Below are 26,390 nucleotides of genomic sequence, written 5' to 3' on the forward strand. Positions count from 1 at the left end.
GACTCAGCCGAACCTTGCCTGAAGCGCGAGCATCGCCAGCGCCGCTTCGGCAGCCTCACCGCCCTTGTTCTTCTCGTCCGGCCGGGCGCGGGCCAGCGCCTGTGCTTCATTCTCGACCGTAAGGATGCCGTTGCCGATCGCGACGCCATCCAGCGACAGCGCCATCAGGCCGCGCGCGCTTTCGCCCGCGACGATTTCGAAATGATAGGTCTCGCCGCGGATCACCACGCCGAGCGCGACATAGGCGTCATAGCGCTCGCTCTCGACCGCAAGCGCCACTGCGCCCGGAATCTCGAGCGCGCCGGGAACGGTGATCACTTCGTAGCTGTGCCCCGCCTTTTCGATCGCGGCAGTCGCGCCTTCGAGAAGCAGGTCGTTCAGATGGGCGTAGAAGCGAGCCTCTACGATCAGCACATTCGCCATCAGGCCGCTCCGTCGATCGCGCGTTCGCCGACGATCGACAGGCCGTACCCGTCGAGGCCGACCAGCGTGTGGTGGGTGTTGGTGAGCAGCACCATGTCGCGCACGCCCAGCTCGGTAAGGATGGTCGCGCCGACGCCGTAATCGCGCAATTCGTCCATATCGGCGGCGGGCAGTTCGCCCGAGCGCGCCTGGAGCGAGACGGTGAACTTGTCGGGCCGGGCATGGCTGATCAGCACGACCACGCCGGCGCCTTCGCGGCCGATCATCTCCATCGAGCGCCGGAGCAGCCCGCCGCGCGCGCCGCCTTCGCCGAAGATGTCGCTGAAGGGCGACAATGCGTGCATGCGCACCAGCGTTGGCCGCGCCGGATCGACCTTGCCCTTGACCAGCGCGACCTGCTCGCTCTCGCTGGCCTTGTTCCAGAAGGTGATCGCGGTCCAGTCGCCGCCCCATTCACTGGTGAAGCGGGTTTCGGCGCGCTTCTCGACGAGATGGTCCTTGCGGCGGCGATAAGCGATCAGATCGCGGATCGTGCCGATCTTGAGATTGTGGAACTGCGCGAAGGAGACGAGATCGTCCATCCGCGCCATCGTGCCATCCTCGTTCATGATCTCGCAGATCACGCCCGAGGGATTGAGCCCGGCGAGCCGCGCGACGTCCACCGCCGCTTCGGTATGGCCGGCGCGGACCAGCACGCCGCCGTCGCGCGCCACCAATGGGAAGACATGGCCGGGGGTGACGATCTCTTCCTTGCCCTTTGCCGCGTCGATCGCGACCGAGACGGTGCGCGCGCGGTCTGCGGCGGAGATGCCGGTGGTGACGCCGTCGCGCGCTTCGATCGAGACGGTGAAGGCGGTTTCGTGGCGGGTGCCGTTGTTGCGGCTCATCAGGCCGAGTCCGAGCTGCTCGACGCGCTCCTTGGTCATCGCGAGACAGATTAGGCCGCGGCCATATTTGGCCATGAAGTTGATCGCGTCGGGGGTCGCCATCTGGGCCGGGATGATGAGATCCCCTTCATTCTCGCGATCCTCGTCATCGACCAGGATGAACATCCGGCCGTTGCGCGCCTCGTCGATGATCTCTTCGGGCGAGGACAGGAATGCGTGCTTCAGTCGAGCGATTTCAGGCTTTGCCACGAAGGGCCTCCATGCGCTGCAGATAGCGGGCGAGCACGTCGATCTCGATATTGACCGCCTGGCCGGCAGCCAGAGTCGCGAACGTGGTCACCGCAGCGGTATGCGGGATGATGTTGAGGTCGAATTCGAAGCCGTTCGCAGTGTCGCGCACCGCGTTTACGGTGAGCGACACGCCGTCGATCGTGATCGAGCCCTTGGGCGCGACGAACGGAGCTAGATCGGGGCCGGCGGCAATGACGACGCGGTGCGATCCGCCCTCTTCCGTCACGCTGGCGACGGTGCCGATGCCGTCGACATGGCCGGTAACGATATGCCCGCCCAGTTCGTCGCCGAGCCGAAGCGCCCGCTCCAGATTGATGCGGCGGCCCGCGGCCCACATGCCGGTGGCGGTGCGCGAGACGGTTTCGCCCGACACGTCGAAGGCGAGCCAGCCCGCCCCCTTGTCGACCACGGTGAGGCAGACACCCGAACAGGCGACCGACGCGCCCAGATCGATGCCGGCGGTGTCATAGCCGCAGGTGACGCGGACGCGCAGGTCGCCCCGCGTGTCTGCGACCTCGATGGTGCCGATGTCGGTGACGATTCCCGTGAACATTATTGTGCCGCGTAGACCTCTAGCCGGTCGCTGCCAAGCTGCCGCTCGTCGGTGAGCCGCCAACGGCCATGCGCCTCGGCCAGCGAACCCATCCCGATATCGCCCAGCGCAGCCTTGCCCGAGCCGATCAGAATGGGCGCGCGATAGAGCAAAAGGCGATCGATGAGTCCCGCGCGCAGGAACGATGCCGCCGTCTCCGCGCCCCCTTCGACCAGCAGATGGTCGCCCTCGAGATGGGCGATGTCGCCGGGAGATCTCACCTCGCCCGATGCGGAAAGCACCAGCCTGCGCGGCGAGCGCGCTTCGAGACCCCGCAGGCGTACATCGAGCGCGGGAGAATCCATGTCCCAGGTTCCGCGCCCGACGAGGATCGACTCATGCCGCGCGCGTTCGAGATGCGCATGCGCGCGGGCCGCAGCCCCGGTGATCCATCTGCTTTCGCCAGAGGCCAAAGCAATCCGGCCATCGAGCGAAGTGGCGAGCTTGAGCGTCACATGCGGGCGGCCCTTGGCCTGACGGGTCAGGAAGCCCGCCATCGCCTGCCGCGCGGCAGGCGTGCCGACGCGCTCCGTGACCTCAATGCCAGCCTCGCGCAGCCGCGCCGCGCCCGCGCCATTGGTTCGCGGATCGGGATCCTCCAGCGCGATCACCACCCGGGCCACACCAGCGGCGATCAGGAGATCGGAACAGGCGGGGCCCCGGTCCGATTGATGGGCACAGGGCTCGAGCGTCACATAGACAGTTGCGCCGCGCGACTTTTCCCCCGCCTGCGCCAGCGCCGCGGCCTCGGCATGCGGGCGACCGCCGGGCTGGGTCCAGCCGCGCCCGACCACGCGACCCTTTGATACGATCACGCAGCCGACATTGGGATTGGGCGCAGTCCGCCCGCGCGCCCGCTCCGAAAGCGCGCAGGCTGCGGCCATCCAGCGCGAGTCGTTCAGATCCCCCACGATTTCAGCTTGTCGTCGATCTTCTTGAATTCCTGGCGCCGCTTTTCCTGCGCGTCCTCGATCGCCTTTTTCCGTGCCTGCTCCTTGGGCAGGTCGATCTTCTGCTGCGCGATGATCTCCGCATCGGTACGGTTTGCGGCGTAGCTCTGCACATAGATGATGTCCGGCTCGACATATTCGGGCGCGACATTGGTATCGCTCGAAAAGACGAGGATCACCGTCCAGGTCGTCGCGATCGAAAGCGCCAGGAAGCCGACTTCATAAGGCTTGCGCGACGCCAGCCACGCCCGGAGATCGCGAAAGGCCCGTAGCGGCGAGAAGCGCGTGAATATGCTCATATTGCTCCGAAGATAGGGATGCGGAGGCCCGGGAGCCAGCCCCCGCATCCCATGTTGCGCTTCAGGCATTCTTGAGTTCGAAGCGCACGCTCATCGTTTTCCAGCTTTCCTGCGGCACGCCGCCCCGCGTCGCGGGCTTGAAGCGCCACTTGTTCAGCGCCTGCCGCTTCGTCGCTTCGAAAAAGGCTGCACTCGTTGCGCTGACCTGTTCGACCGCCTTCACGCGGCCATCGGTTCCGATCAGCACCCGGACCGATACCGTGCCATCGCGTTGGGCACGAAGCTCGGAAGACGGATATTCCGGCTGATAGGCGTCGGCGAATCGCGGATCGCGCTGGGCCGCGATCAGCGGGGGCAGCGGCGGCAACGGCTCCGCGATCACGGTTGGCCCGGGATTGTCGATGATCACCGGCCCGGGGAGATCGACCGGCATCACCGTTGTCCCGGACATTACGGGCTGCTGCGGCTGGGGGATCGGCGGCTGGGGAATATAGAGCTCCGGCTGGCTTGGACGAGGGGCGCTCTCCGGCTGGGGAACAGACTCAGGCGGCGGCGGAGCGGGATCCTTGTAATCCACGATCGTGATGGACTTGGGACGCACACCGGGCACGATATTGGGCAGGAACGTCGTGAGCCCCACGAGCAGCAGCCCGCTGATGGCGAGCGAACCGCCCAGGCTGATCGAGCGCGGGGCACGGGGGACGTAGCGTTGACTGGCATACATGGCGTTGCACTCCATCTCCACTTGCCGGTCACGTGCCGGCTTCAGTTATGATACAACATTACATACGCTCGGTAAATAGTTCCCTCGTCATGCGCGGCGGAGGCGTTGGAGCGTGCGATCCTTGCCGATCAGCGGGAGCAGGGCGGCCATATCGGGGCCATGATCGCGCCCGGTGAGCGCGAGTCGCAGCGGCAGGAAAAGCGCGCGGCCCTTGCGGCCGCTGACTTCCTTCAGCGCGCTGGTGAGTTGCGCCCAGGGGTCCGCATCCCAATCGATCGCCGAAGCGGCTTGTGCCGCCTGCGCCAGGAACGCGCGGTCCTCATCGGCGATAGTGGCGTCGACGGGCCCCTCGACCACCGCCCACCATTCGGCTGCTTCGGCGACGCGCGAAAGATTGGGGCGAATCGCTTCCCATGCCGCGGAGTGCATCGCTACGGGCAACCGGCCGCGCACCGCTTCGAAATCGAGCTGGTGGACGATCTTGGCGTTGAGGCCGGCCAGTTCGGCCTGGTCGAAGCGCGCGGGGGCGCGGCCGAACCGGGCGAAATCGAAGCTCTCGATCAGCGGCGCGGGATCGACGAACGGCTCGATCGGGTCGCTGGTGCCGAGGCGACCGAGCAAGGCCATCAGCGCCTGAGGCTCGATGCCTTCCTCCCGGAAGTGATCGACACCCAGCGAACCGAGCCGCTTGGACAGCTTGCCTTCGCTCCCCGTCAGCAGCGCCTCATGCGCGAAGCGGGGCGGTTGCGCGCCCATCGCCTGGAACATCTGGAGCTGGAGGGCGGTGTTGGAGACATGATCCTCTCCACGCACGACATGCGTCACGCCCATATCGACATCGTCGATCACCGACGGGAGCAGATACAGCCAGGAGCCATCGGCGCGGCGGATGACAGGATCGCTCATCGTCGCGGCATCGAAGCGCTGGGGGCCGCGAATCAGGTCGTCCCACAGGATCGGCACATGATCGAGACGGAAGCGCCAGTGCGGGCGGCGCCCCTGCGCTTCCAGATCCGTACGCTCGGCAGCACCCAGCGAGAGCGCGGTGCGCTCATAGACGGGCGGAAGCCCCCGGCCGAGCAGTACCTTGCGCCGAAGCTCAAGCTCGTCTGGCGTCTCATATGCCGGATAGACCCATGCGCGAGCGACCAGATCGGCAAAGACCACTTCGTAGCGATCGGCACGCGCCGACTGGCGCTCCTCGCCATCGTAACCGAGCCCCATCCAGGCGAGATCGGCGCGGATCGACTCGACATGGCGATCCTCCGAACGCTCGGCATCGGTATCGTCGATACGCAGCAGGAACCGGCCGCCATGGCGCCTGGCGAACAGCCAATTATGCAGCGCCGTTCGCAAATTGCCGACATGGAGCGTGCCGGTGGGGCTCGGGGCGAAACGGGTGGTGACGGTCATCGCGTGGGCCTAAGACCGCTTATGCCCCTTTGCCAAGCGGGAACACGGCCCTAAGGGGGGCGCACACCAGCAGCCAACGGGACATGACATGAAGCTGATCGCGGGCAATTCGAACCTTCCCCTCGCCACCGCGATCGCGAGCTATCTCGAAATTCCGCTGACCAAGGCCAATGTGCGGCGCTTCGCCGACGAGGAGATCTTCGTCGAGATCCTCGAAAATGTCCGCGGCGAGGACATGTTCGTCGTCCAGTCGACCAGCTTCCCGGCCAATGACAATCTGATGGAGCTGCTGATCATGATCGATGCGCTGAAGCGCGCATCGGCCAAGCGGATCACGGCTGTGCTCCCCTATTTCGGCTATGCCCGGCAGGACCGCAAACCCGGCCCGCGCACGCCGATTTCCGCCAAGCTGGTCGCCAACCTGCTGACCGTGGCGGGGGCGAACCGCGTGCTCTCGGTCGATCTCCATGCCGGGCAGATCCAGGGCTTTTTCGACATCCCGACCGACAATCTGTGGGGCGCGCCGGTGATGTCCGCCGACATCCGCAGCCGCTTCCCCGGCAAGCAGTGGATGGTCGTCTCGCCCGACGTGGGCGGCGTGGTCCGCGCGCGCAGCCTGGCGAAGCGGCTCGACAACGCGCCGCTGGCGATCGTCGACAAGCGCCGCGAGAAGCCGGGCGAATCGGAAGTCATGAACATCATCGGCGAGGTCGAGGGGCGCTTCTGCATCCTGATCGACGACATCGTCGATTCGGCAGGAACGCTGTGCAACGCCGCCGCGGCGCTGAAGGCCGGAGGCGCGGAAGACGTGGTCGCTTATTGCACCCATGGCGTGCTTTCGGGCGGGGCGGTGGCGCGGGTCGATGGATCGGCGCTGGCCGAGCTCGTCATCACAGATTCGATCGGCAACCATGCGATCATCGCCGAGAGCAGCAAGATCCGGCACCTGACCATCGCGCCGCTGATCGCCGAGGCGATCCGACGGATCGCGGACGAGACTTCGGTGTCGTCGCTGTTCGACTGACGCGCGGAAGGTGACACTAAGGTTACACCAAGGCGTCCCATAGCAGCTTCAGGCCGACCAGGATCATCAGCCAGTAGATCGCGCCGTAGAAGTGCTCAGCCGACACACGGCGAACCAGCCAGACACCTGACAGCGTTGACAGGATGGCGACCGGCACCAAAGCGGCGGCGGCGAGCAGATTGGCGGGGGTGAACTGGCCGAGCGCCAGATAGGCAGGCACCTTGATCCAGTTGACCACCGCGAAGAAGATCGCGGTGGTGCCGACCAGCACGTCGCGGGCGAGGCGGCGGGGCAGCACCCAGAGCTGAAAGGGCGGACCGCCGGCATGGGCGATCTGGCTGGTGAAGCCAGCCGCCACGCCCGCCAGCGCCCCGACCCAGCCGGGCGAGTTGCGCGCCTCCGGCAGCTCGCGCCGCTCGATCCACAGGCGATAGGCACCGAACAGGATCGAGATCGCGCCGACCGCCGCCATCACCGCATCGGGCGATACCGAGGCGGCGAACACATAGCCGAGCAGGATGCCGAGCGCCGCCCCGGGCAGCATCCAGCCGAGCACGAACCAGTCGACCGATCGCCGGAACGCCCAGACCCCGACCACATCCTGCACGATCAGCAAGGGCAGCATGATCGCAGCGGCGCGGACAGGATCGGTAACCAGCGCGAGCATTGGCAGCGACAGCGCCCCCATGCCCGCAAAGCCGCCCTTGGCGAGCCCGAGCAGGATGACGGCGGGGATGGCGAGCGCCCAGAAATGCCAATCGGCGAGCATCGCCGTTCGCTAGCGGGTTTGCGCGGCCAGCCAAAGTGCCTAATCGGGAGCCATGGCAGAGGACCGCACCGGACAGACCGTGGTGATATTCGTCTCGCGACGCAGCGGGGTGGATCCCGAAGGCTATGCCCTGGCCGCCGCGGCGATGGACGCGCTGGCATCCGAGCAGCCCGGCTATCGCGGCGTCGATCATTTCTCGAACGACGGGCTCGGCATGACGCTCAGCTACTGGGCCGATGAGGCCAGCGCAGTGGCGTGGCGCGAGCATCCCGAGCACGCCGCAACGCGCGAGGCCGGGCGCGACCGCTGGTATGACTGGTACATGCTGCACGTCGCGGCGATCGAACGCAGCTATCACTGGACGCGCGGATGAAGCGCCACGGCGGCATGGACCGCACCTTCGGCCTGCTCTTCACCGTCATGCTCGTGATCGCCGCCGGAAACACCGCGCTGCAATCGGTGCTCCCGGCGCTCGGCCGGTCGCTCCATGTCGCGGACAGCGCGGTCGCCGCCGTCTTTTCGGTATCGGCATTGCTGTGGGTGATCGCCGCGCCCTTCTGGGCAAATCGTTCCGACCGGCACGGCAGGCGCGCGATGGTGCTGCTCGGCGTTGCCGGATACACGCTCTCGCTGTTGCTGTGCGGCGCATTCCTGATGCTGGGGATCAACGGCGTGCTTGCGCCGCTCGCGACCTTCATCGCCTTCATCCTCGCGCGGATGGTCTATGGCGCGCTGGGCGCGGCCGCACCGCCGGCGGTGCAGGCGCTGGTCGCGGGGCGGACCACCCGCGAGGAACGGACCAGGGCGCTGACCCTGATCGCCTCCGCCTTCGGGCTAGGCACGATCATCGGACCGGCGATCGCCCCCTATCTGGTGCTGGGCGCAATGTGGGAGGGCGGCCCGCTGATCGGACTGGCGGGCCCGGCCTTTTTCGCAGCGGCGATCGGCGCGGCCTTGTGGATCGCGGTCGTCCGGCTGCTGCCGCATGAGGAAGCGCCGTCGCACGGCGCGGCCGCCAGCTATCCATCGATCGGCGGCCAGAGCAGCGGCGCGACCGTCACCGCAGCGATGGCCGAGGCGAGCCAGCCCGTGGGCTTCTTCGACCGGCGCATCCGCGTCTGGATCATCGCGGGGCTGGTGAGCGGCCATGCACAGGCGATGACCGGGCAGGCGGTGGGCTTTCTGGTCATCGACCGGCTGGGCGTGACGCCGATGGAGGCGCTCCAGCCGACCGGGCTGGTGCTGATGATGGGCGCGATTTCGGCGCTGCTCGCGCAATGGGGCCTGATCCCGATGCTCGATCTGAAGCCCCGCCCGCTGATTCTGGCAGGCGCGGTGATCGGCGCGATCGGATGCGTCGCCACCGGCACGGCCACGTCGCTCTACGGGATCGCGCTCGGCTATGCGCTGACCTCGCTGGGCATGGGGCTTGCCCGGCCGGGCTTCACCGCCGGATCCTCGCTCGCCGTGGGACCGCAGGCGCAGGGATCGGTCGCGGGAAAGGTCACATCGGTCAACGGCGCGGCATTCGTGCTCGGGCCGTCGATCGGCGTGGGCCTGTACGAAGTGTGGCGGCCGCTACCCTATCTCACGGCCGCCACGGCGCTTGCCTGTCTGCTGATCTACGCGCTGTTCAATCTTCGCCCTTCGGACCCCGTCCACGAAGCATCCCCGGAGCAATGAAGCCGATCGGCTGGATCGCCGATGCCTGCTGCTTCAGCCTGCCCGACATGGCTTCATATTCGCTCTCCATCTCGGTGGTGACGGTGGCACGGGAATCGGCCAGGGCTTCGGTGAAATCCTGCATGGTGACCGTCTTCGCGCCGAGCGACTTGCGCAGCGCGACCAGCCCGGCGCGGCGCACCACATCCTCCAGATCGGCGCCGGTATAGCGCTCGGCCTGCTCGGCGATGGCCGCGAGATCGACATCGTCGGCAAGCGGCATCTTGCCGGTCTGGATGCGAAGGATGCGCTCGCGCCCTGCCTTGTCCGGCACGCCGACATAGATCAGCTCGTCAAAGCGGCCCGGGCGCAGCAGCGCAGGATCGATCAGGTTCGGGCGATTGGTGGCACCGATCACGACGACCGATTGCAGCTCCTCCAGCCCATCCATTTCCGACAGGATCGTGTTGACCACGCGCTCCGTCGCCTGCGGCTCGCCCAGCCCGCCGCCGCGCGCAGGCACCAGCGAATCGAGCTCGTCGATGAAGATCACGCAGGGCGCGACCTGGCGGGCGCGAGCGAACAGGCGGGCGATCTGCTGCTCGCTTTCGCCATACCATTTGCTGAGCAGGTCGGACGATTTGGTGGCGATGAAATTCGCCTCCGCCTCACGCGCGACCGCCTTTGCCAGCAGGGTCTTGCCGGTGCCGGGAGGTCCATAAAGCAGGAAGCCCTTGGCCGGGCGGATACCGAGGCGGCGGAACGCGTCGGGATCCTTGAGCGGCAGCTCGACGCCTTCCTTGAGCCGCATCTGCGCGTCGTCGAGCCCGCCGACATCTTCCCAGCGGACGCGGGGCGCCTCGACCATCACCTCGCGCATCGCGCTCGGCTGGACGCGCTTGAGCGCCTCGAGGAAATCCTCGCGCGTCACCGAAAGCGTATCGAGCACTTCGGGCGGGATCGTGTGATCCTCAAGATTGAGCCGGGGCATGAGACGGCGCACCGCCTCGATCGCGGCCTCACGGGTGAGCGCGGCCAGGTCGGCACCGACGAAACCATAGGTCGTACGCGCCAGCTCGCCCAGATCGACCCGGTCGCCCAGCGGCATGCCGCGGGTGTGGATGCCAAGGATCTCGCGGCGGCCGCGCTCGTCGGGCACGCCGATGATGATCTCGCGATCGAATCGGCCCGGACGGCGCAGCGCCTCGTCAATCGCATCGGGCCGATTGGTGGCGGCGATGACGACGATATTGGCGCGCGCCTCCAGCCCGTCCATCAGCGTGAGCAACTGCGCGACGAGGCGCTTCTCCGCCTCGCCCGAGACCTGACCGCGCTTGGGCGCGATCGAATCGATCTCGTCGATAAACACGATCGACGGCGCAGACTTGGCCGCTTCCTCGAACACCTGGCGCAGCCGCCCTTCGGACTCGCCATAGGCCGAGCCCATGATCTCGGGGCCGTTGATCAGATGGAAAGTGGCGTCCGATTCGTTCGCGACCGCGCGGGCGAGCCGGGTCTTGCCGGTGCCGGGCGGCCCGTGGAGCAGCACCCCCTTTGGCGGATCGACGCCGAGGCGCTGGAACAATTCGGGATAGCGCAGGGGAAGCTCGACCATCTCGCGGAGCTGATCGATCGTCGATGCCATGCCGCCGATATCGTCATAGGTGACATCGGCGCGGCGGCTTTCCTTCGCCTCCTCATATTCGGGGCGCAGCTCGATCTCGGTATTCTCGTCGATATGGACGATGCCCTTGGGGCTCGCCTGGATCACCGCCAGTCGGATTTCCTGGAGCGCATAAGCAGGCGCGCGCAGATGCTGGGCCACGTGCGGCGGCACATTGTCCATCCGCTGCTGGCCGGCGGTGGCGACGACATCGCCCTGGGCCAGCGGACGCCCGAAAAAGCTGCGCTTGAGCGCTTCGCCCGAACCCTGGAGCCGCAGATTCTGCTGTGCGGGAGCGAACACCACGCGCGTGGCCGGTTTCGATTGCACGCGGCGCACCTCGACATAATCGCCCGCGCCGATCCCGGCATTGGCGCGCTGGAGGCCGTCGATTCGCAGGATTTCGAGGCCCTCATCCTCCGGATAGGGCAGAACCGCGCGGGCAGGCGTGCTGCGCTTGCCGACGATTTCGATCACATCGCCCTCGGTAAGGCCGAGCGCCGCCATCAGGGCGCGCGGAATATGCGCGAGCCCGCGGCCGCTATCCTCGGGCCGGGCGTTCGCCACCTGCAACTTGCGAATCTGGGCTTCTTCGTCGGCCATTCCGGCTCTCTCCTGTCACGGGCAAGCGCGTAACATAGGAAACGGTTCCGGAATGACGAGGGGGGATCAGGGGATGCGGTGCGCCGTGGCAAAGCCACGTCGCCGTCGGCCGGCGCTTTTGGCGCCGCCGGCCGTGCGCGCCTCGAGCCGCGAAACTGCTTCGCTGTTTCCTTGGCCGGCGCGCAAAAAAAAAGGCCGCCCCGAAGGACGGCCGTATGAAAGTTTTAGGAGAGGATGCCTGAAAGGCCCGATCCTTGTGCCGCCCGGCCGATTATTGTGCAAGTGCGAAATAAAACGGGTGTGGATGCAAACCTTGCAATCGTAACGAACTCATATGATAGTCGCTCCCTAGCGGGGAGGCGTGCGGGGGGACGCGTAATCTGCCGCTCGGCTTATGACGCAACGCACAAGAAAGACATGGAATGCGCCGCCTTCCCCCCCTGACCGCCATCGAAGCCTTTGTGCAGGTCGCACGGCTTGGCTCGATCAAGGCGGCGGCCGAGGAACTGGCGCTTTCGTCCCCCGCGCTCAGCCGCCGCGTCCAGTCGCTCGAGCGCTTCATCGGCAAGCCCTTGTTCGAGCGGCGGCATCAGGCGCTGCGGCTCAACGATGATGGCGAGCGGCTGCTGAGCGCGATCGCCCCGGCGCTGGACGCGATGACCGACGCGGTCGAGACGATGACCAGCGGTGCCGAACTGCTCCGCCTGAGGCTGGGCGTGCTGCCGCTGTTCGCCACCCAGCGGCTGATGCCCAAGCTGCCCGCGCTGCGGCGCAAGCATCCCGAACTCCACCTCGACGTGGATACCGGCGGCTATGGCGTGACGCGGCTGGGCGAGGGGCTGGACGCCGCGATCGTGCTGGCGCGCGATGTCGATCCCGGGCTCTATGCGCGCCGCCTGGATCGCAACCGCGTGCATGTGATCGGCGCGCGGAGCCTGCTCGAAGGGCCCGATCCGATCACCCGGCCCGAGCAATTGTCGAAGCTCACCGCGCTGGTGCATCGCGACATGGTGGAGACGTTCACCGCGTGGCGCGCCGCCGCCGGGGTGCCCGAGCTCGAGCCGCTGGCGATCGATCATTTCGATTCGGGCACGCTGATGCTGGAGGCGGCCGCGCAGGGACTCGGCGTCGCCTTCATGCTCGAATCGCATTTCGAGGCGGCGCAGGATCCGCGGCTCGTCCAGCTCTTCGACCTGACGGTAGAGAGCCAGTATAGCTACTGGTTCTGCTGCCGCCCGCGCGCGCTCACCCAGCGGGCGGTGCGCATCTTCCATGACTGGCTGATCGAGGCGCTGGGCGCGGAAGCCGATTAAGCGAGCGCCGAATCGCTCACATAGGGATTGGTCCGGCGCTCATGCGCGAAGTTGCTCAAGGGGCCATGGCCGGGGACGAAGACCGTATCGCCGCCGAGCGGCCATAGCTTGGTGACGATCGCGTCGAGCAGATCCTGATGATTGCCCAGCGGGAAATCGGTGCGGCCGATCGATCCCTGGAACAGCACGTCGCCCACCGTCGCGAATTTCGATTCGGGATGGTGGAAAACGACATGGCCGGGCGTGTGGCCGGGGCAGTGATAGACATCGAGCGTGAGATTGCCGACGGTCACCTGATCGCCATCGGCGAGCCAGCGATCCGGCTCGAACGGCATGCCGCGCACGCCATATTTGCGGCCGTCATCCTCGAGCCGCGCGATCCAGAAGCGATCGGCCTCGTGCGGGCCCTCGATCGGCACGCCGAGTTCCTGCGCGAATTCGCCCGCCGAGCCGCAATGATCGATATGGCCATGGGTGATCAGGATCTTTTCGATGGTCACGCCATGCTGCTGCGCCGCCGCGCGCAGCTTGGGCAGATCGCCGCCCGGATCGACGAACGCGCCGCGCATCGTCTGGGTGCACCACAGGAGCGTGCAATTCTGCTGGAGCGGCGTGACCGGCACGATCGCGGCGCGCATGGGTGCGTTTTGCATCCCTGCCAGATAGGCGGCGATCGCCCATGCGGCAACATGGGCTTGCCCGACGGCGCGCGCGGCTGCATTCCGATGCAATGGGGCTTACACCACCCTTTGTGTTGCTTGACGATGCGCGCCCGGGCGGCGCCGGTGCGCGGCTCTACCGCGATCCCGTGGAAATCGTGCGCGCCGAGGGGCCGGGCGGCATCGAAGCGGCATGGGACGCGCTGCGATCGGCCCGGCGGCGCGGACTGCACGCAGCGGGGTTCCTAACCTATGACGCGGGCAAGGGGCTGGAGCCGCGCGCCGAAGCGCAGGAAGGCGCAGGACCCTGCCTGTGGTTCGGGCTGTTCGAGCGGCATGAGCGCGTGGATCCGGCGGCGCTCCTCCCCGATCCGGCCGGGGCCTGGGCAGGTACGCCGCGCCCCGGCATCAGCCGCGCGCGCTACGAAGCGCAGTTCAACCGGGTCTCGGCGCTGATCCAGGCGGGCGACATCTATCAGGCGAACCTGACCTTCCGCGCCGAGCTGCCCTTCGCGGGCAGCCCCGAGGCGCTCTACGCGCTGCTGCGCGGCCGCGCCGCCGCGGGCTATGGCGCGCTGATCGCGACGGGGGAGCAATGGCTGCTGTCGCTTTCGCCCGAGCTGTTCTTCGCGCTGGAGGGCGGCAGGCTGACCGCGCGGCCGATGAAGGGCACGGCGGTGCGCGAAAGGGATGCCGAGCGCGACCGGCTGGCCGCCGAAGCGCTCGCCGCCGATCCCAAGCAGCGCGCCGAGAACCTGATGATCGTCGATCTGATGCGCAACGATCTCGCCCGCGTGGCGACGGCGGGAAGCATCGCCGTGCCACAGCTTTTCCATGTCGAGCATTACCCGACGGTCCACCAGATGGTCTCGACCGTGACAGCCACGCTCGACCCCGGACTCGACGCGCTCGATGCGCTGGCGGCGCTCTTTCCCTGCGGCTCGATCACCGGCGCGCCGAAGCTGCGCGCGATGGAGATCATCGCCGAAGTGGAGGAGGATGCGCGCGGCATCTATACCGGCGCGATCGGGCGGCTCGACGCGAACGGCGACGCGATGTTCAACGTCGCGATCCGCACCCTGAAGCTGGCGGATGGCACGGCGACGCTCGGGCTGGGATCGGGCGTGGTCGCCGACTCGAACGCGGGTGAGGAATGGGCCGAATGCCTGGCCAAAGGCGCATTCGTGACCGCAGGCGAAACGCCGTTCGACCTGATCGAGACGATGAAGTTCGATCCGGATGCGGGCTTGCCGCTGCTGGAGCGCCACCTCGCGCGGATGAAGGCGAGCGCGCAATTGTTCGGCTTCGAGTTCGACCGCCACGCCGCGCGCAACGAACTGCAGGCCGCGACCTTCCGCCTTCGCCACGGCGCCAAGGTGCGGCTGCTGCTATCCCCATCCGGCGCGATCGCGATCGGGATCGCGCCCTTGCCCCCCGCGCCCGACCGCCCCGTGCGAGTCGCGATCCGCCCGCATCAAGGCGCGCCGGACGATTTTCGCCTGCGCCACAAGACCAGCCGGCGCGGCCTTTACCTGCGCGCGCCCGGCGCTTTCGAGACGGTCTACACCGATGCCGGCGGATATCTGACCGAAGGCAGCTTCACCTCGATCTTCGTCGAGCGCGACGGCGTGCTGATCACCCCGCCGCTCCGGCGCGGGCTGCTTCCCGGCGTGCTGCGCGGCGAATTGATCGAATCGGGCCGCGCGGTGGAAGGCGACCTCGTCCCCACCGATCTGGAGGGCGGCTTCTTCCTGGGCAACGCCGTGCGCGGATTGGTTTCAGCCGTTACAGTTGCGGATCGAGTGCTTGCGGGCTAGTCGCGCGCCCATGCAGACCTCCGCCGCGCTCAACCGCATCCAGCCCTCCGCCACGCTCGCGATGACGAGCCGCGTGCTAGACCTCAAGCGCCAGGGGATCGACGTGATCGGCCTGGGCGCAGGCGAGCCCGATTTCGACACGCCCGACTTCGTGAAGGAAGCCGCGATCGAGGCGATCCGCAAGGGCCAGACCAAATACACCAATGTCGACGGCACGGCGGAGCTGAAGGAAGCGATCGTCGCCAAGTATCAGCGCGACAACGGATTGGTTTACACCACCGCGCAGATCAGCGTGAATTCGGGCGGCAAGCATACTTTGTTCAACGCCTTCTGCGCGACGATCGATCCGGGCGACGAAGTGATCGTGCCCGCACCCTATTGGGTGAGCTATCCCGACGTGGTGGAGTTCGCAGGGGGCAAGCCGGTGTTCGTCTCCGCAGGCGCCGAGCAGAACTACAAGCTCAAGCCCGAGCAGCTCGAAGCGGCGATTACGCCCAGGACCAAGTGGGTCGTGCTCAATTCGCCGTCCAACCCCACCGGCGCCGCCTATAGCGAGGCCGAGCTGAAGGCGCTGGGCGAAGTGCTGGAGCGCCACCCGCACGTGCTGATCTATGCCGACGATATGTACGAGCATATCCTGTATGACGGCTTCGAATTCTGCACGATCGCCCAGGTCTGCCCGTCACTCTATGACCGCACGCTGACCGCCAATGGCGTGTCCAAGGCATATGCGATGACCGGCTGGCGAATCGGCTATGCGGGCGGTCCCGGGTGGCTGATCAAGGCGATGGGCAAGCTCCAGTCGCAATCGACTTCGAACCCGTGCAGCATCTCGCAGGCCGCATCGGTAGCCGCGCTCAACGGCGACCAGAGCTTCCTGAAAGAGCGCGTTGCCGCGTTCCAGGGCCGCCGCGACCTTGTCGTCTCGATGCTCAACCAGATCAACGGCATGCACTGCCCGCGTCCGGAAGGCGCATTCTACGTCTATCCCGAGTTCAGCCAGCTCATCGGCAAGACCACGCCAAAGGGCATGCTGATCGACAGCGACGAGGCGATGATCAATTATCTGCTCGACGATGCGCGCGTGGCGGCGGTGCACGGCGCGGCGTTCGGCTTCTCGCCCGCGCTGCGGATCAGCTACGCGACGTCCGACGCGATCCTGACCGAAGCATGCGGACGTATCCAGGAAGCATGCGCGGCCTTGCGCTGAGCCGATAGCTGCACAATCTTGCGTCCATGCTCAAATGGACGCTTCCTGCCGCTGCCCTGACCGGGGCCACGCTGTTGCTCGTCCAGCCCTCCGCCGGTGCGGAGCGCGCGGTTCCCATCCCTGCGCCCGCGCAGGACGTGACCGGCGTGAAAGGCCAACAGATCGCGGTGCTCGCCGGTGGATGCTTCTGGGGCATGGAGGCCGTGTTCCAATCGGTGAAGGGCGTGACTTCGGTCACGTCGGGCTATGCCGGAGGCACGAAGGCGACGGCGACCTATCCGCAGGTATCTACCGAAAAGACCGGCCATGCCGAAGCGGTGCGCATCGTCTATAATCCGGCCAAGGTGAGCTATGGCACCTTGCTGCGCGTCTATTTCTCGATCGCGCACGATCCCACCCAGCTCAACCGCCAGGGGCCGGATACCGGACCCAGCTATCGTTCGGCGATCTTCCCGCAGGACGCGGCGCAGCGCCGGGTCGCGGCGGCCTATATCGCGCAGCTGACCAAGGCCAAGTCCTATCCGCGGCCGATCGTCACCAGGCTGGAAACCGGGCAGTTCTTCCCGGCAGAGGCCTATCACCAGGACTTTTTCTGGCGGAACCCCAGCCATCCCTACATCGTGCGCTGGGACAAGCCCAAGGTCGCCGCGTTCCGGAACGCCTATCCACAACTGGTGAACTAAAAGGCCGTCACCCCAGCGAAAGCTGGGGTCTCATGCCGCTTGAGATCCCGGCTTTCGCTGGGATGACGATGTTACACCAGCCCCATCGCGGCCAGTTCGCCGAGCATCTCCGGGGGCAGTTCGTCCGCGCCTTCGCCGCCTTCGCCAAGATCCCGCGGGGCATGTTCGGCTTCGAGATAGCGCCAGCCCTGATGCGCGCGCTTTGGCTGGGGGTGTACGAGGATCAGCCGCGGCTCCATCAGAATCGCGGTGCGCCCGCCCTCTGCCTCGCCAAAGCCGATGATCGGCGTGCGGCCGATCAATTGGTGCTTGAGGATCCAGAACAGCGATCCGCCCTCCACTATCTCCGCATGCCGCTTGGGCAGATAGCGCGTCGTCAGGCCCCAGGGGCCGCCACGGCTGGCCAGGCGCTGGGCGAGATAATCGATCGAATCGCACCCGAAGGCGACTTTGGTGAGATGGAGCGGCACGCCGCCTATCTGGGTGCGCGCACGCGCGCGATCAACCGACCAGGCCGCTGATCGTGGCCAGTCCAAGGAACACGAAGAAGCCCATCGAATCGGTCGTCATGGTCACGAACACCGAGGAGGCGACGGCGGGGTCGGCCCGGAAGCGGTCAAGCGTGAGCGGCACGATCACGCCCGCCAGCCCCGCGATCACGATATTCGCCATCATCGCCGCCGCGATCACCGCGCCGAGCATCGGATGCCCGTAGAACAGGCCCACGGCGGCGCCGATCACCAGCGCCACCGTGAGCCCGTTGAGCAAGGCGATCGATATCTCGCGCTGGATCGCGCGCCACGTGTTCGACTGGGTGAGCTGGTTCATCGCCAGCGCGCGCACGGTGACCGCCATGGTCTGCGTCCCCGCATTGCCGCCGACGCCCGCGACGATCGGCATCAGCGCCGCCAGCGCGACCATCTTGCTGATCGTCCCTTCGAACAGGGTGATGATCGTCGCGGCGATCAGCGCGGTGCCCAGATTGGCGATCAGCCAGCGGACGCGGCCCTTGTAGCTCGCGAGTACCGGCTCGTTGATGTCGCCTTCGCCCGCGCCCGAGAGGCGCAGAATATCCTCGCCCGCTTCTTCGGAAATGATGTGGACCACGTCATCGACGGTGATGACGCCCACCAGCCGGCCATTGGGATCGACGACGGCGGCGGAGATCAAGGCATATTTCTGGAAGCGGAGCGCGACTTCCTCCTGATCCATATCGACCGGGATCAGCGTCTGCTCGCGCTTCATGACGTCGGCGATCCTGACCACGCGCGGGGTGCGCAGAATCCAGGAAAGCGCGCAGGTGCCCACCGGCTTGTGCGCCGGATCGACGACGAAGATCTCCCAGAAGTCGGTGGGCAGTTCCTCCTCGCCGCGCAGGAAATCGAGCACGTCGCCGACCGACCAATGCTCCGGCACCGCGATCAGCCCGCGCTGCATCAGGCGGCCGGCAGTCTCCTCGGGATAGGAAAGCGCTTCCTCGATCGCGGCGCGATCGTCTGGATCGAGCGCTTTCAGGACCTCGCGCTGGTCCTCCGGCTCCATATCCTCGATGATCGCGACGGCGTCGTCGGTATCCATCTCCGACGCGAGATCCGCGACCTGCGCCGCGGTGAGCGCATCGACGAGCACCTCGCGGACATAGTCGTTCATCTCCGCCAGCACGTCGCCGTCGATCAGGTCGGCGATTGCAGAGACCAGAGCGGGCCGGTCTTCGGACGGGGAAAGCTCGACGAGATCGGCGATGTCTGCCGGATGGAGCGGCTCGACCAGAGCATGCGCGGCTTCGAAGTCACCGGCATCGACCGCTTCGAGCACCGCGCTGACAAAGGCGGGCTTCAGGCGATCATCCTCGTCCAGCTCGCTTTCGGGCGCGGACGCGGCATCGAACAGTTCGGTCTCGCTCACGTCCGACCTCCCTTGGCTGGCGCTTCCCGGTCTGTGGCGGGCGGGCGCCACAACCACAATGCGCCGCTGCCATTCTAACCCATGATTTGCAAGTCGGGTCCGGCGGGCTTAGGTGCGCGCCAACATTTGCAGGAGCACCCCGTGACCGAATTCACCAAGCTGAACCTCACGCTCGACACCGGCGAGGTTGAAATCAAGCTGCGCCCCGATCTGGCGCCCGCGCATGTCGAGCGCATCGCGACGCTTGCCAATGAAGGCTTTTATGACGGCGTGATCTTCCACCGCGTGATCGACGGCTTCATGGCGCAGGGCGGCGATCCGACGGGCACCGGCATGTCGGGCTCGGACAAGCCCAACCTCAAGGCCGAGTTCAGCCGCGAGCCGCACAATCGCGGCGTCTGCTCGATGGCGCGCACGATGGATCCGAACACCGCCAATTCGCAGTTCTTCATCTGCCTCGACGACGCGACCTTCCTCGACGGGCAATACACCGTCTGGGGCGAAGTCGTCTCGGGCATGGACGCGGTCGACGCGCTGCCCAAGGGCGAGCCGCCGCGCAATCCCGGCAAGATCGTCAAGGCGACCGCCGAATAAGGGCTTTGCGGCCCCTCCCGCACGGGGAGGGGCCGCAACCCTGCTTCAGGCCACGCCGTACGTGATAAGCGCGGCATAAACGGCGAGGCCGATCATCGTCAGCATCGTCGTGGCGGTGCCGATCTCGCGCCCCGCGCGCACGCCGTCCATGCCGAAGCCGTGGAGCACGCGCCCGATCACATAGACCAGCGCGACGATCCACAGATACAGGTTCGACCCGCGCGCCAGCTCGACCAGGCCGAGCAGAATCAGCACGATCGGCGTATATTCGGCGAAGTTGAGCTGGGCCCGCATCCGCGCGATCAGCCGCAGATTGCCGCCATCCCCCACCGATATCTTCTCGGCCGTGCGGATTCGGGCGACACGCAGCCCCAGCCAGAAATTGATGAACGCGGCGGCCGCGGCGGCGGTCAAAGTCACAGGCAGCAAGATCATGTTCTGGGTCCCTCTTTACGCCGCGCACCCTACACAGCCTTGCAAGCGCGGCAAGAATCGCTATAGGCGCGGCTCGCTTCGTGACCAGTCCGCCGGTCCGGCGAGCGCCGGCCATGCTGGCGCTTGCCCGAAAGGCAATGGCGGCGTATCGCGGCTTTTGATTCTGTTTTGTTCGTGAAAAGGTGCCGAAATGGCCGTCCCTAAGAGAAAGACCTCGCCCTCGAAGCGGGGCATGCGCCGGTCGCACGACTCGCTGACCGTGGCCGCATTCCAGGAATGCCCGAATTGCGGCGAGCTCAAGCGCCCGCACAACCTGTGCGGTGCCTGCGGCCATTATAACGGCCGCGAGATCGTCTCGGCCGAGGGCTGAACCACGCACATCGGGGCCTGCCGGAATGACTAATCCCTCGCGAATCGCCGTCGATGCGATGGGCGGCGATGAGGGGATTGCCGTCATGCTGGCGGGCGTCGCGCGTGCGCGCCGCCGCTTCGAGGGGATGGAATTCGTCCTTGTCGGCGACGAAGCCCAGATCCGCGAGGGGCTGAAAACCCATCCGAACCTGACCGCCGCGTCGGAAATCGTCCATGCGCCCGAAATCGTGGCTGCGGACGAGAAGCCCGGTGCCGCGCTTCGCCGCGCCAAGCGGACCTCGATGGGAATCGCCATCGATCTGGTGAAGCAGGGTCGCGCAGGCGCGGCCGTATCTTCGGGCAATACCGGCGCGCTGATGGCGATGGCCAAGCTGTCGCTGCGGACCATGCCCGGGATCGACCGGCCCGCGCTGGCCGCGCTGATGCCGACGCTCGGCGAAAACGATTCGGTGATGCTCGATCTGGGCGCCAATACCGAAGTCGATGCGCGCAACCTGGTGCAGTTCGCCGTGATGGGCGCAGCCTATGCGCGCACCGCGCTCGACCTGGCGAACCCGCGTGTCGCCCTGCTCAACATCGGTACCGAAGAGATGAAGGGCAACCAGAACATCCGCGACGCCGCGGCGATGCTGCGCGCGGCCGATCATCTGCGGCTCGACTTCCACGGCTTTATCGAGGGCAACAAGCTTTCGCGCGGCGATGTCGACGTGATCGTGTGCGACGGTTTCTCGGGCAATATCGCGCTCAAGACCGTCGAGGGCACGGCGCGCTTCGTCGCCGATCTGCTCAAGCGCGCCTTTTCCAGCTCGACGCGCTCGAAGATCGGCTTCCTGATCTCGCGCCCGGCCACCGAGCTGCTGCGCCACCATCTCGATCCCAACAACCATAATGGCGCGGTCTTCCTCGGGCTCAACGGCATCGTCGTGAAGAGCCATGGCAGCGCCAACGAAATCGGCGTGGATACGGCGATCGGCTTCGCAGCCAAGATGCTGCGCGACGACCTCAACCGCCGGATCGCCGAGGATCTCGGTAACTTTGAAGCGAAGGCGGCATGATTCGGTCAGTCATCATCGGCACCGGCTCGCAATTGCCCGCGCGCCGGGTTTCCAACGCGGAGCTGGCGGAGCAAGTCGATACGACCGACGAGTGGATCGTCGAACGCACCGGCATTCGCTTCCGCTATGTCGCCGCGCCTGAGGAAACCACCTCGACGCTCGCCACCGGCGCCTGCAAGGCCGCGCTGGCAGCCGCCGGCGTGGATGCCCAGAGCATCGACCTGATCATCCTCGCCACCGCCACTCCCGATCAGACCTTCCCGGCCAGCGCGACCAAGGTACAGGCCGCGCTCGGCATCGACGACTGCGTTGCGTTCGACGTCGCGGCGGTGTGCTCGGGCTTCCTCTACGCGCTCCAGGTGGCCGACTCGATGATTCGCGCGGGCGTCCACAAGCGCGCGCTGGTGATCGGCGCAGAAACCTTCAGCCGGATCCTCGACTGGGAAGACCGCACCACCTGCGTGCTGTTTGGCGACGGGGCCGGCGCGATCGTGCTGGACGCGCAGGAGAGCGACGCGGGCCAGGGCCGCGGCATCCTCGCCACCCGGCTGCACGCCGATGGGCGGCACAACGAGCTCCTCTATGTCGATGGAGGCCCATCGACCACGGGAACCGTCGGCAAGGTGCGGATGAAGGGCCGCGAGGTATTCCGCCACGCCGTGGTCAATCTAGCCTCGGTGATGGAGGAATCGCTCGCCGCCGCAGGGCTCGCCGCCGCGCAGGTGGATTGGGTGGTGCCGCACCAGGCCAATGCCCGCATTCTGGATGCCACCGCGCGCAAGCTGGGACTCGCCCCCGAAAAGGTGATCGTCACGGTCGATCAGCACGCCAACACCTCTGCCGCATCGGTTCCGCTCGCGCTCGACACCGCCGTTCGCGATGGCCGAATCAAAGCCAACGACCTTATCGTTCTCGAAGCGATGGGGGGTGGATTCACGTGGGGCGCGGCGGTCGTACGGTTTTAAGCTCAGATTATTGCACGAAAATGCGATTATTGTTTCTGTCGCGTAATGTTCTCGTTTGCCGGGTGGTCAACATCTGCTAGGCAAGCATCAATGTAGATCAATTTGGGGGGTAGGCCGCGATGTCGGCTGCTGGCACGCTGACTAGAGCAGATCTGGCGGAATCGCTGCATCGCGAAGTAGGCCTCTCGCGCGCAGACGCTGCGCGGATCGTCGAACAGATCCTTGGTCATATGTGCGAAGGCCTGTCGAAGGGCGAGAACGTCAAGATTTCCGGCTTTGGCAGCTTCATCCTTCGCGACAAGGGTGAGCGCATCGGGCGTAATCCCAAGACCGGTGTTGAGGTTCCCATCGCGCCGCGCCGGGTGCTCACTTTCCGCGCTAGCCAGATGATGCGGGACCGCATCGTCGCGGCGGGCTGAGGGTCGGAATGAGGCCGGCGTCCGAAAAGGCCGCTGGCGCGCTACGCACCATCGGCGAACTGGCCCAGGAGATCGGGCGTCCGCAGCATATCCTGCGTTATTGGGAAACGCGCTTTCCCCAGCTCAGGCCGCTCACGCGCGCCGGCAATCGCCGCTATTACCGCCCCGACGATGTGGCGCTGGTGCGCCGCATCCACGACCTGCTGTCCAATCAGGGGTATACGATACGCGGTGTCCAGAAGCTGCTGGCCGAAGAGAAAGGCGGCCGATCAGCAGGCAAACGCGGCGGCCGCAGTAGCGCCGAAACCTTCCGCGCCATTCGCGACGCGCTAGTGCAGGCGCTGGAGGAAGACGCTTAGGTCCGGAACGCCAACGGGCGGGTGCCGCCCAACCCTCAGGGAGTGTCAGGGCCCAGGCTGGGGTCCAGATCGCGCGGCCGAACGAATCGAACCAGCTCGCCCCTGCCCGGCGAGATCTTTTCCCAATCGTCGACGGCGAAACGCATCTCGGCGAGGCTCGCGGTGGGGAACTTGATCTCGACATCGTCGCGCGCTGGATTGCGATCGTCGGGAACCAGCATCAGCACCAGCTCTTCCAGCCCGGGATTATGTCCGGTGAGCAGCACCCGTTCCGCACCCTGGGGCAGCTCGCGGACCAGATCGAGCAGGGTCCCCGCCGAAGCAAGATAGAGCCGCTGGTCCCATGCGGGCGCGAGATCGCTGCCATAGCCGCTCGCGAGATGCTCGAGCGTTTCCTTGACGCGCACTGCGGGCGAGGCGACGACATGATCGAATTCGAGCGCCAATGCGCGCATGTGGCGGCCCATCATCGCCGCCGCGCGCTGCCCCTTGGGATTGAGCGGCCGATCGAAATCGCGTGAGACGGGATCGTCCCAACCTGATTTGGCATGGCGGAGCAGCGTAAGCGTCTTCATGGGCGTCCGATAGCGAGGTTGGCGGGGGCCTCATGCCGCAAGCGTGTGTCCAAGGAAAGTCGAACCCGCTCGACCGCTTCATCAAGCGTTACGCGCGATACCGGCGTGCCGGGCGGAAAGGCATCCAGCAGCCGTGAGGGGCTGGCGGCGGATAGCAATACGAACGTGCCGCGATCGTCGGCGCGGCGGATCAGCCGGCCAAACGCCTGCGCCAGCCGCGCGCGCACGATCCGGTCGTCGAAAGCGGAGCCGCCGCCCGCCAGCCGCCGCGCCGCGTGAAGCACCGTCGGCTTGGGCCAGGGTACGCCTTCCATCACCACCAGCCGCAGCGAATGACCGGGTACATCGACTCCGTCGCGCAAGGCATCGGTGCCGATCAGCGATGCGCGCGGATCATCGCGGAAGATATCGACCAGCGTGCCGGTGTCGATCGGATCGACATGCTGGGCGAGCAAGGGCAGCCCTTCGCGCGCCAGCCGGTCGGCGATGCGGGCATGCACCGCGCGCAATCGCCGGATCGCGGTGAACAGCCCGAGCGTCCCGCCCTCCGCCGCCAGGATCAGCCGGGCATAGGCATTGGCGAGCGCGGGCAGATCGCCGCGCTTCACATCGGTGACGATCAGCACTTCGGCCTGCCCGGCATAATCGAAGGGGCTGACCGCTTCGAAGCGCTGCGCCGCGCGCGGGAGATGCGAGGCGCCGGTGCGTGCTTCCGCGACATCCCAATCGCCGCCCGCGCGCAAGGTCGCCGAAGTGATGAGCGCGCCATGCGCAGGCTCAAGCACCGTCCGGGCGAACGGCTTGGACGGATCGAGCCAGTGCCGATGGAGCCCGACATCATATTCGCGTCCCTCGACGCGATCGACCGCGAGCCAATCGACATACTCCGCATCGGCAGGCCCGCCGATCCGCGCGATCAGCGCGAGCCATGCGCCCACCGTATCGGTGCGCCAGCCGAGCGAGGCGATGGCCCCTTCGATCCGCGCACGCGCCGGGCCGTCCATCCAGTCGGGCGCTTCGGCCAGCACAGCTTCGAGGCGGCGGCCAAGCGTCACCAGCGGACGCATCAGCGCATCGAGCGCAGCGGCGGCCGGACCTGCCGCCTCGACCAGCGCGGGATCGGGCTCGGCCAGCTCGGTTTCCAGGCCATAGCCCGCGTCACCCGAGCCATTGGTGTCACGCGCATAGACGAGCCCGCGCACCGCCGCGAGCAGCCGCTCGACGGGGCCGAAGGGATCGCCTTCGTTCAATCGCCGGAGCCAGCCGTCGCTCGGCAATTGATGCGCCGCCTCGACCGCTTCGCCGATCGCCCGGCCGCCCTCCTCGTCATAGCTGGCGACATCCGAGAGCCGCGCCGCCAGGCCGCGCCGCCTTCCCCGCGCGCCCGATTCGGGGCCGGTGACCCAGCGGCGGATCTCGATCGCCTCCTGTCCGGTAAGCGCGGCGGAGAACATCGCATCCGCCGCGTCGAAGAGATGATGGCCTTCGTCGAACACATAGCGCGTTGGGCGGTTCGCCGCCTCGCGCCCGCGCGCGGCGTTGACCATCACCAGCGCATGATTGGCGATGACGATATCGGCATCGGCGCTGGCACGGGCGGCGCGCTTGATGAAGCATTTCCGGTAATGCGGGCAGCCGGCATAGATGCACTCGCCGCGCCGATCGGTCAGCGCGGTCGATCCGTTGCGGCGAAAGAGGGTGGGGAGCCAGCCAGGCAGGTCGCCGCCGATCATGTCGCCATCTGCCGTGTACGCCGCCCAGCGCGCGACCAGTTGCGCGAGGATCGCGGCGCGCCTGGCGAATCCGCCCTGCAGCGCGTCCTCCAGATTGAGCAGGCAGACATAATTCTCGCGCCCCTTGCGCGTGACGATACGCTGCTTGCGGACGGCTTCGTCGGGGAACAGCCGCTCGGTCTCATGCGCGAGCTGGCGCTGGAGCGCCTTGGTAAAAGTCGATACCCACACCGCGCCTTCGGCCTGGGCTGCCCAGAGCGAGGCGGGGGCGAGATAGCCGAGCGTCTTGCCGATGCCGGTGCCCGCCTCGGCCAGCACCAGATTGGGCGAGTCGCGCATGTCGCGCGGGGCGAAGGCGCCCGCCGCCGCCGCGGCGAAATCGCGTTGGCCCTGGCGACGCTCGGCGCCCGCACCGGTCAGCGCTGCCAGCCGCTCGGCAATATCCGCCTCGCTCAGGCTGACGGTGCGGGGCGCGGCGCGGGGAGGCTTCTCCTCCCATTCGGGCAGCCGCGAGAACAGCCAGCGCTCATGCTCGGCAGGCTTCGCCACGACCTGGCTGACCATAGGCGCCCAGGGCCAGCGCAGCCGGTATAGCGACTGGACCGCATTCCACGCGCCCTCGCGTTCGGGCCAGTCGCCCTGCGGGATGGCCAGCAATGCCTCCGCTGCCCGGCACAGGAAGCCGGCGATTTCCGAATCCTGCCCGGGCGCCTCCAGCCCCGCCGCGCGCGCCAGCCCCTTCGGCGTGGGCACCATGAAACGCGCCGGGCGCAGAAAGGCGAAGAGCTCGAGCAGATCGAGTCCGTTCAGCTCGGGATGCCCCAGCCGCTGCCCGATCAGCGGCGCATTGAGCAGGATCACCGGCGTATCCGCCGCGATCCGGATCGCCTCGCCCCGGCTGACGGCGCGCGTCTCCTCTGCGGTCGCGATCCAGACGCCGCCATGGCTCGCGTGCAATGCGGGGTAGGGATTACCAGTCGCCATAGCCCGTTCGTA

The 26,390-nt window shown here is 66.9% G+C and carries 28 protein-coding genes; 13 read left to right on the forward strand and 15 right to left on the reverse strand.

Translation table 11 applies throughout. The features are described 5' to 3' along the window. Nucleotides 1-3: 3 nt before the first annotated feature. The 7 genes from ribH to gltX all read right to left on the reverse strand — a co-directional run bounded on the left by ribH (nt 4) and on the right by gltX (nt 5,579). Entirely contained in the window at nt 4-423 is a 420-nt protein-coding gene (gene ribH, locus SSO01S_RS08390; RefSeq protein ID WP_066798055.1) for a 6,7-dimethyl-8-ribityllumazine synthase, read from the reverse strand. Continuing rightward, nucleotides 423-1,559, reverse strand: coding sequence for a 3,4-dihydroxy-2-butanone-4-phosphate synthase (gene ribB / locus SSO01S_RS08395; protein ID WP_066798057.1), 1,137 nt, complete (start codon nt 1,557-1,559; stop codon nt 423-425). The genes ribH and ribB overlap by 1 nt, the downstream gene beginning before the upstream one ends. Continuing rightward, nucleotides 1,546-2,154, reverse strand: a complete 609-nt coding sequence (locus SSO01S_RS08400) for a riboflavin synthase (RefSeq protein WP_066798059.1) — start codon at nt 2,152-2,154, stop codon at nt 1,546-1,548. The genes ribB and SSO01S_RS08400 overlap by 14 nt, the downstream gene beginning before the upstream one ends. Continuing rightward, nucleotides 2,154-3,095, reverse strand: a complete 942-nt coding sequence (gene ribD / locus SSO01S_RS08405; RefSeq protein ID WP_083942934.1) for a bifunctional diaminohydroxyphosphoribosylaminopyrimidine deaminase/5-amino-6-(5-phosphoribosylamino)uracil reductase RibD — start codon at nt 3,093-3,095, stop codon at nt 2,154-2,156. Before ribD ends, SSO01S_RS08400 begins: the two co-directional genes overlap by 1 nt. Further along, nucleotides 3,092-3,442, reverse strand: a complete 351-nt coding sequence (locus SSO01S_RS08410; protein ID WP_066798063.1) for a hypothetical protein — start codon at nt 3,440-3,442, stop codon at nt 3,092-3,094. The genes ribD and SSO01S_RS08410 overlap by 4 nt, the downstream gene beginning before the upstream one ends. Before the next feature lie 61 nt (nt 3,443-3,503). Continuing rightward, nucleotides 3,504-4,166 (reverse strand): energy transducer TonB, encoded by a 663-nt coding sequence (locus SSO01S_RS08415; protein WP_066798065.1) that lies wholly within the window; start codon nt 4,164-4,166, stop codon nt 3,504-3,506. Nucleotides 4,167-4,253: 87 nt separating this feature from the next. Next, the gene (gene gltX / locus SSO01S_RS08420) at nt 4,254-5,579 is read right to left on the reverse strand and encodes a glutamate--tRNA ligase (RefSeq protein WP_066798067.1); all 1,326 of its coding nucleotides are present in this window, start codon (nt 5,577-5,579) and stop codon (nt 4,254-4,256) included. A gap of 88 nt (nt 5,580-5,667) precedes the next feature. Here gltX and SSO01S_RS08425 point away from each other — a divergent pair, with 88 nt between their 5' ends. Continuing rightward, nucleotides 5,668-6,603, forward strand: a complete 936-nt coding sequence (locus SSO01S_RS08425) for a ribose-phosphate pyrophosphokinase (protein ID WP_066798068.1) — start codon at nt 5,668-5,670, stop codon at nt 6,601-6,603. A gap of 22 nt (nt 6,604-6,625) precedes the next feature. Here the strand turns inward: SSO01S_RS08425 and SSO01S_RS08430 are convergent, their stop codons facing one another. Next, nucleotides 6,626-7,372 carry a sulfite exporter TauE/SafE family protein gene (locus SSO01S_RS08430; RefSeq protein WP_066798069.1) on the reverse strand — a complete coding sequence of 249 codons (747 nt, stop codon included), beginning with the start codon at nt 7,370-7,372 and terminating at the stop codon, nt 6,626-6,628. A gap of 52 nt (nt 7,373-7,424) precedes the next feature. On the opposite strand from SSO01S_RS08430, the gene SSO01S_RS08435 reads away from it, so the two are divergent. Next, a complete protein-coding gene (locus SSO01S_RS08435) occupies nt 7,425-7,745 on the forward strand; it encodes an antibiotic biosynthesis monooxygenase family protein (RefSeq protein ID WP_066798070.1) in 321 nt (106 codons plus the stop codon). After that, nucleotides 7,742-9,055 carry an MFS transporter gene (locus tag SSO01S_RS08440; protein ID WP_066798072.1) on the forward strand — a complete coding sequence of 438 codons (1,314 nt, stop codon included), beginning with the start codon at nt 7,742-7,744 and terminating at the stop codon, nt 9,053-9,055. Before SSO01S_RS08435 ends, SSO01S_RS08440 begins: the two co-directional genes overlap by 4 nt. Here the strand turns inward: SSO01S_RS08440 and SSO01S_RS08445 are convergent. Further along, a complete protein-coding gene (locus SSO01S_RS08445; RefSeq protein WP_066798074.1) occupies nt 9,006-11,300 on the reverse strand; it encodes a CDC48 family AAA ATPase in 2,295 nt (764 codons plus the stop codon). The genes SSO01S_RS08440 and SSO01S_RS08445 overlap by 50 nt on opposite strands. A 422-nt stretch (nt 11,301-11,722) precedes the next feature. Here SSO01S_RS08445 and SSO01S_RS08450 point away from each other — a divergent pair, with 422 nt between their 5' ends. Then, complete coding sequence (locus SSO01S_RS08450) at nt 11,723-12,613, forward strand: LysR substrate-binding domain-containing protein (protein ID WP_066798076.1); 891 nt, start codon at nt 11,723-11,725, stop codon at nt 12,611-12,613. Here the strand turns inward: SSO01S_RS08450 and SSO01S_RS08455 are convergent. After that, nucleotides 12,610-13,251 carry an MBL fold metallo-hydrolase gene (locus SSO01S_RS08455; RefSeq protein ID WP_174520774.1) on the reverse strand — a complete coding sequence of 214 codons (642 nt, stop codon included), beginning with the start codon at nt 13,249-13,251 and terminating at the stop codon, nt 12,610-12,612. The genes SSO01S_RS08450 and SSO01S_RS08455 overlap by 4 nt on opposite strands. 92 nt (nt 13,252-13,343) lie before the next feature. Between SSO01S_RS08455 and pabB the strand changes: the two genes are divergently transcribed. The 3 genes from pabB to msrA are packed head-to-tail and all read left to right on the forward strand — an operon-like array spanning nt 13,344 to nt 16,982. Further along, on the forward strand, nt 13,344-15,089 hold the full coding sequence (gene pabB, locus SSO01S_RS08460; RefSeq protein WP_066798077.1) for an aminodeoxychorismate synthase component I: 1,746 nt from the start codon (nt 13,344-13,346) through the stop codon (nt 15,087-15,089). A gap of 10 nt (nt 15,090-15,099) precedes the next feature. Next, nucleotides 15,100-16,299 (forward strand): pyridoxal phosphate-dependent aminotransferase, encoded by a 1,200-nt coding sequence (locus SSO01S_RS08465; RefSeq protein ID WP_066798079.1) that lies wholly within the window; start codon nt 15,100-15,102, stop codon nt 16,297-16,299. 26 nt (nt 16,300-16,325) lie between these two features. Further along, a complete protein-coding gene (gene msrA / locus SSO01S_RS08470) occupies nt 16,326-16,982 on the forward strand; it encodes a peptide-methionine (S)-S-oxide reductase MsrA (RefSeq protein ID WP_066798081.1) in 657 nt (218 codons plus the stop codon). Between the two features lie 71 nt (nt 16,983-17,053). Here the strand turns inward: msrA and SSO01S_RS08475 are convergent, their stop codons facing one another. Further along, nucleotides 17,054-17,452, reverse strand: coding sequence for a DUF1489 family protein (locus tag SSO01S_RS08475; RefSeq protein WP_066798082.1), 399 nt, complete (start codon nt 17,450-17,452; stop codon nt 17,054-17,056). Between the two features lie 31 nt (nt 17,453-17,483). After that, nucleotides 17,484-18,887: a magnesium transporter gene (mgtE, locus tag SSO01S_RS08480; RefSeq protein ID WP_066798084.1), complete on the reverse strand. Its 1,404-nt coding sequence runs from the start codon at nt 18,885-18,887 to the stop codon at nt 17,484-17,486. Between the two features lie 141 nt (nt 18,888-19,028). Here mgtE and SSO01S_RS08485 point away from each other — a divergent pair, with 141 nt between their 5' ends. After that, complete coding sequence (locus SSO01S_RS08485) at nt 19,029-19,481, forward strand: peptidylprolyl isomerase (RefSeq protein WP_066798086.1); 453 nt, start codon at nt 19,029-19,031, stop codon at nt 19,479-19,481. 45 nt (nt 19,482-19,526) lie between these two features. Here SSO01S_RS08485 and SSO01S_RS08490 read toward each other — a convergent pair whose 3' ends face one another. Next, on the reverse strand, nt 19,527-19,916 hold the full coding sequence (locus SSO01S_RS08490; protein ID WP_066798088.1) for an MAPEG family protein: 390 nt from the start codon (nt 19,914-19,916) through the stop codon (nt 19,527-19,529). A 190-nt stretch (nt 19,917-20,106) separates the two neighbouring features. Here SSO01S_RS08490 and rpmF point away from each other — a divergent pair, with 190 nt between their 5' ends. The 5 genes from rpmF to SSO01S_RS08515 all read left to right on the forward strand — a co-directional run bounded on the left by rpmF (nt 20,107) and on the right by SSO01S_RS08515 (nt 23,086). Continuing rightward, nucleotides 20,107-20,286 (forward strand): 50S ribosomal protein L32, encoded by a 180-nt coding sequence (rpmF, locus tag SSO01S_RS08495; RefSeq protein WP_066798090.1) that lies wholly within the window; start codon nt 20,107-20,109, stop codon nt 20,284-20,286. Nucleotides 20,287-20,311: 25 nt separating this feature from the next. Then, entirely contained in the window at nt 20,312-21,343 is a 1,032-nt protein-coding gene (gene plsX / locus SSO01S_RS08500; RefSeq protein ID WP_066798092.1) for a phosphate acyltransferase PlsX, read from the forward strand. Then, entirely contained in the window at nt 21,340-22,308 is a 969-nt protein-coding gene (locus tag SSO01S_RS08505) for a beta-ketoacyl-ACP synthase III (RefSeq protein WP_066798095.1), read from the forward strand. Before plsX ends, SSO01S_RS08505 begins: the two co-directional genes overlap by 4 nt. A 119-nt stretch (nt 22,309-22,427) precedes the next feature. Continuing rightward, nucleotides 22,428-22,727, forward strand: coding sequence for an integration host factor subunit alpha (locus SSO01S_RS08510; protein ID WP_066798097.1), 300 nt, complete (start codon nt 22,428-22,430; stop codon nt 22,725-22,727). An 8-nt stretch (nt 22,728-22,735) separates the two neighbouring features. After that, nucleotides 22,736-23,086, forward strand: a complete 351-nt coding sequence (locus SSO01S_RS08515) for a MerR family transcriptional regulator (RefSeq protein ID WP_066798099.1) — start codon at nt 22,736-22,738, stop codon at nt 23,084-23,086. A gap of 35 nt (nt 23,087-23,121) precedes the next feature. Here the strand turns inward: SSO01S_RS08515 and SSO01S_RS08520 are convergent, their stop codons facing one another. Both SSO01S_RS08520 and SSO01S_RS08525 read right to left on the reverse strand, forming a co-directional pair. Further along, nucleotides 23,122-23,661 carry a SixA phosphatase family protein gene (locus tag SSO01S_RS08520; protein WP_066798101.1) on the reverse strand — a complete coding sequence of 180 codons (540 nt, stop codon included), beginning with the start codon at nt 23,659-23,661 and terminating at the stop codon, nt 23,122-23,124. Continuing rightward, nucleotides 23,658-26,378: an ATP-dependent DNA helicase gene (locus tag SSO01S_RS08525; RefSeq protein WP_066798103.1), complete on the reverse strand. Its 2,721-nt coding sequence runs from the start codon at nt 26,376-26,378 to the stop codon at nt 23,658-23,660. Before SSO01S_RS08525 ends, SSO01S_RS08520 begins: the two co-directional genes overlap by 4 nt. Nucleotides 26,379-26,390: the final 12 nt, after the last annotated feature.

This window comes from Sphingomonas soli NBRC 100801, assembly GCF_001591025.1.
Lineage (GTDB): Bacteria > Pseudomonadota > Alphaproteobacteria > Sphingomonadales > Sphingomonadaceae > Sphingomonas > Sphingomonas soli.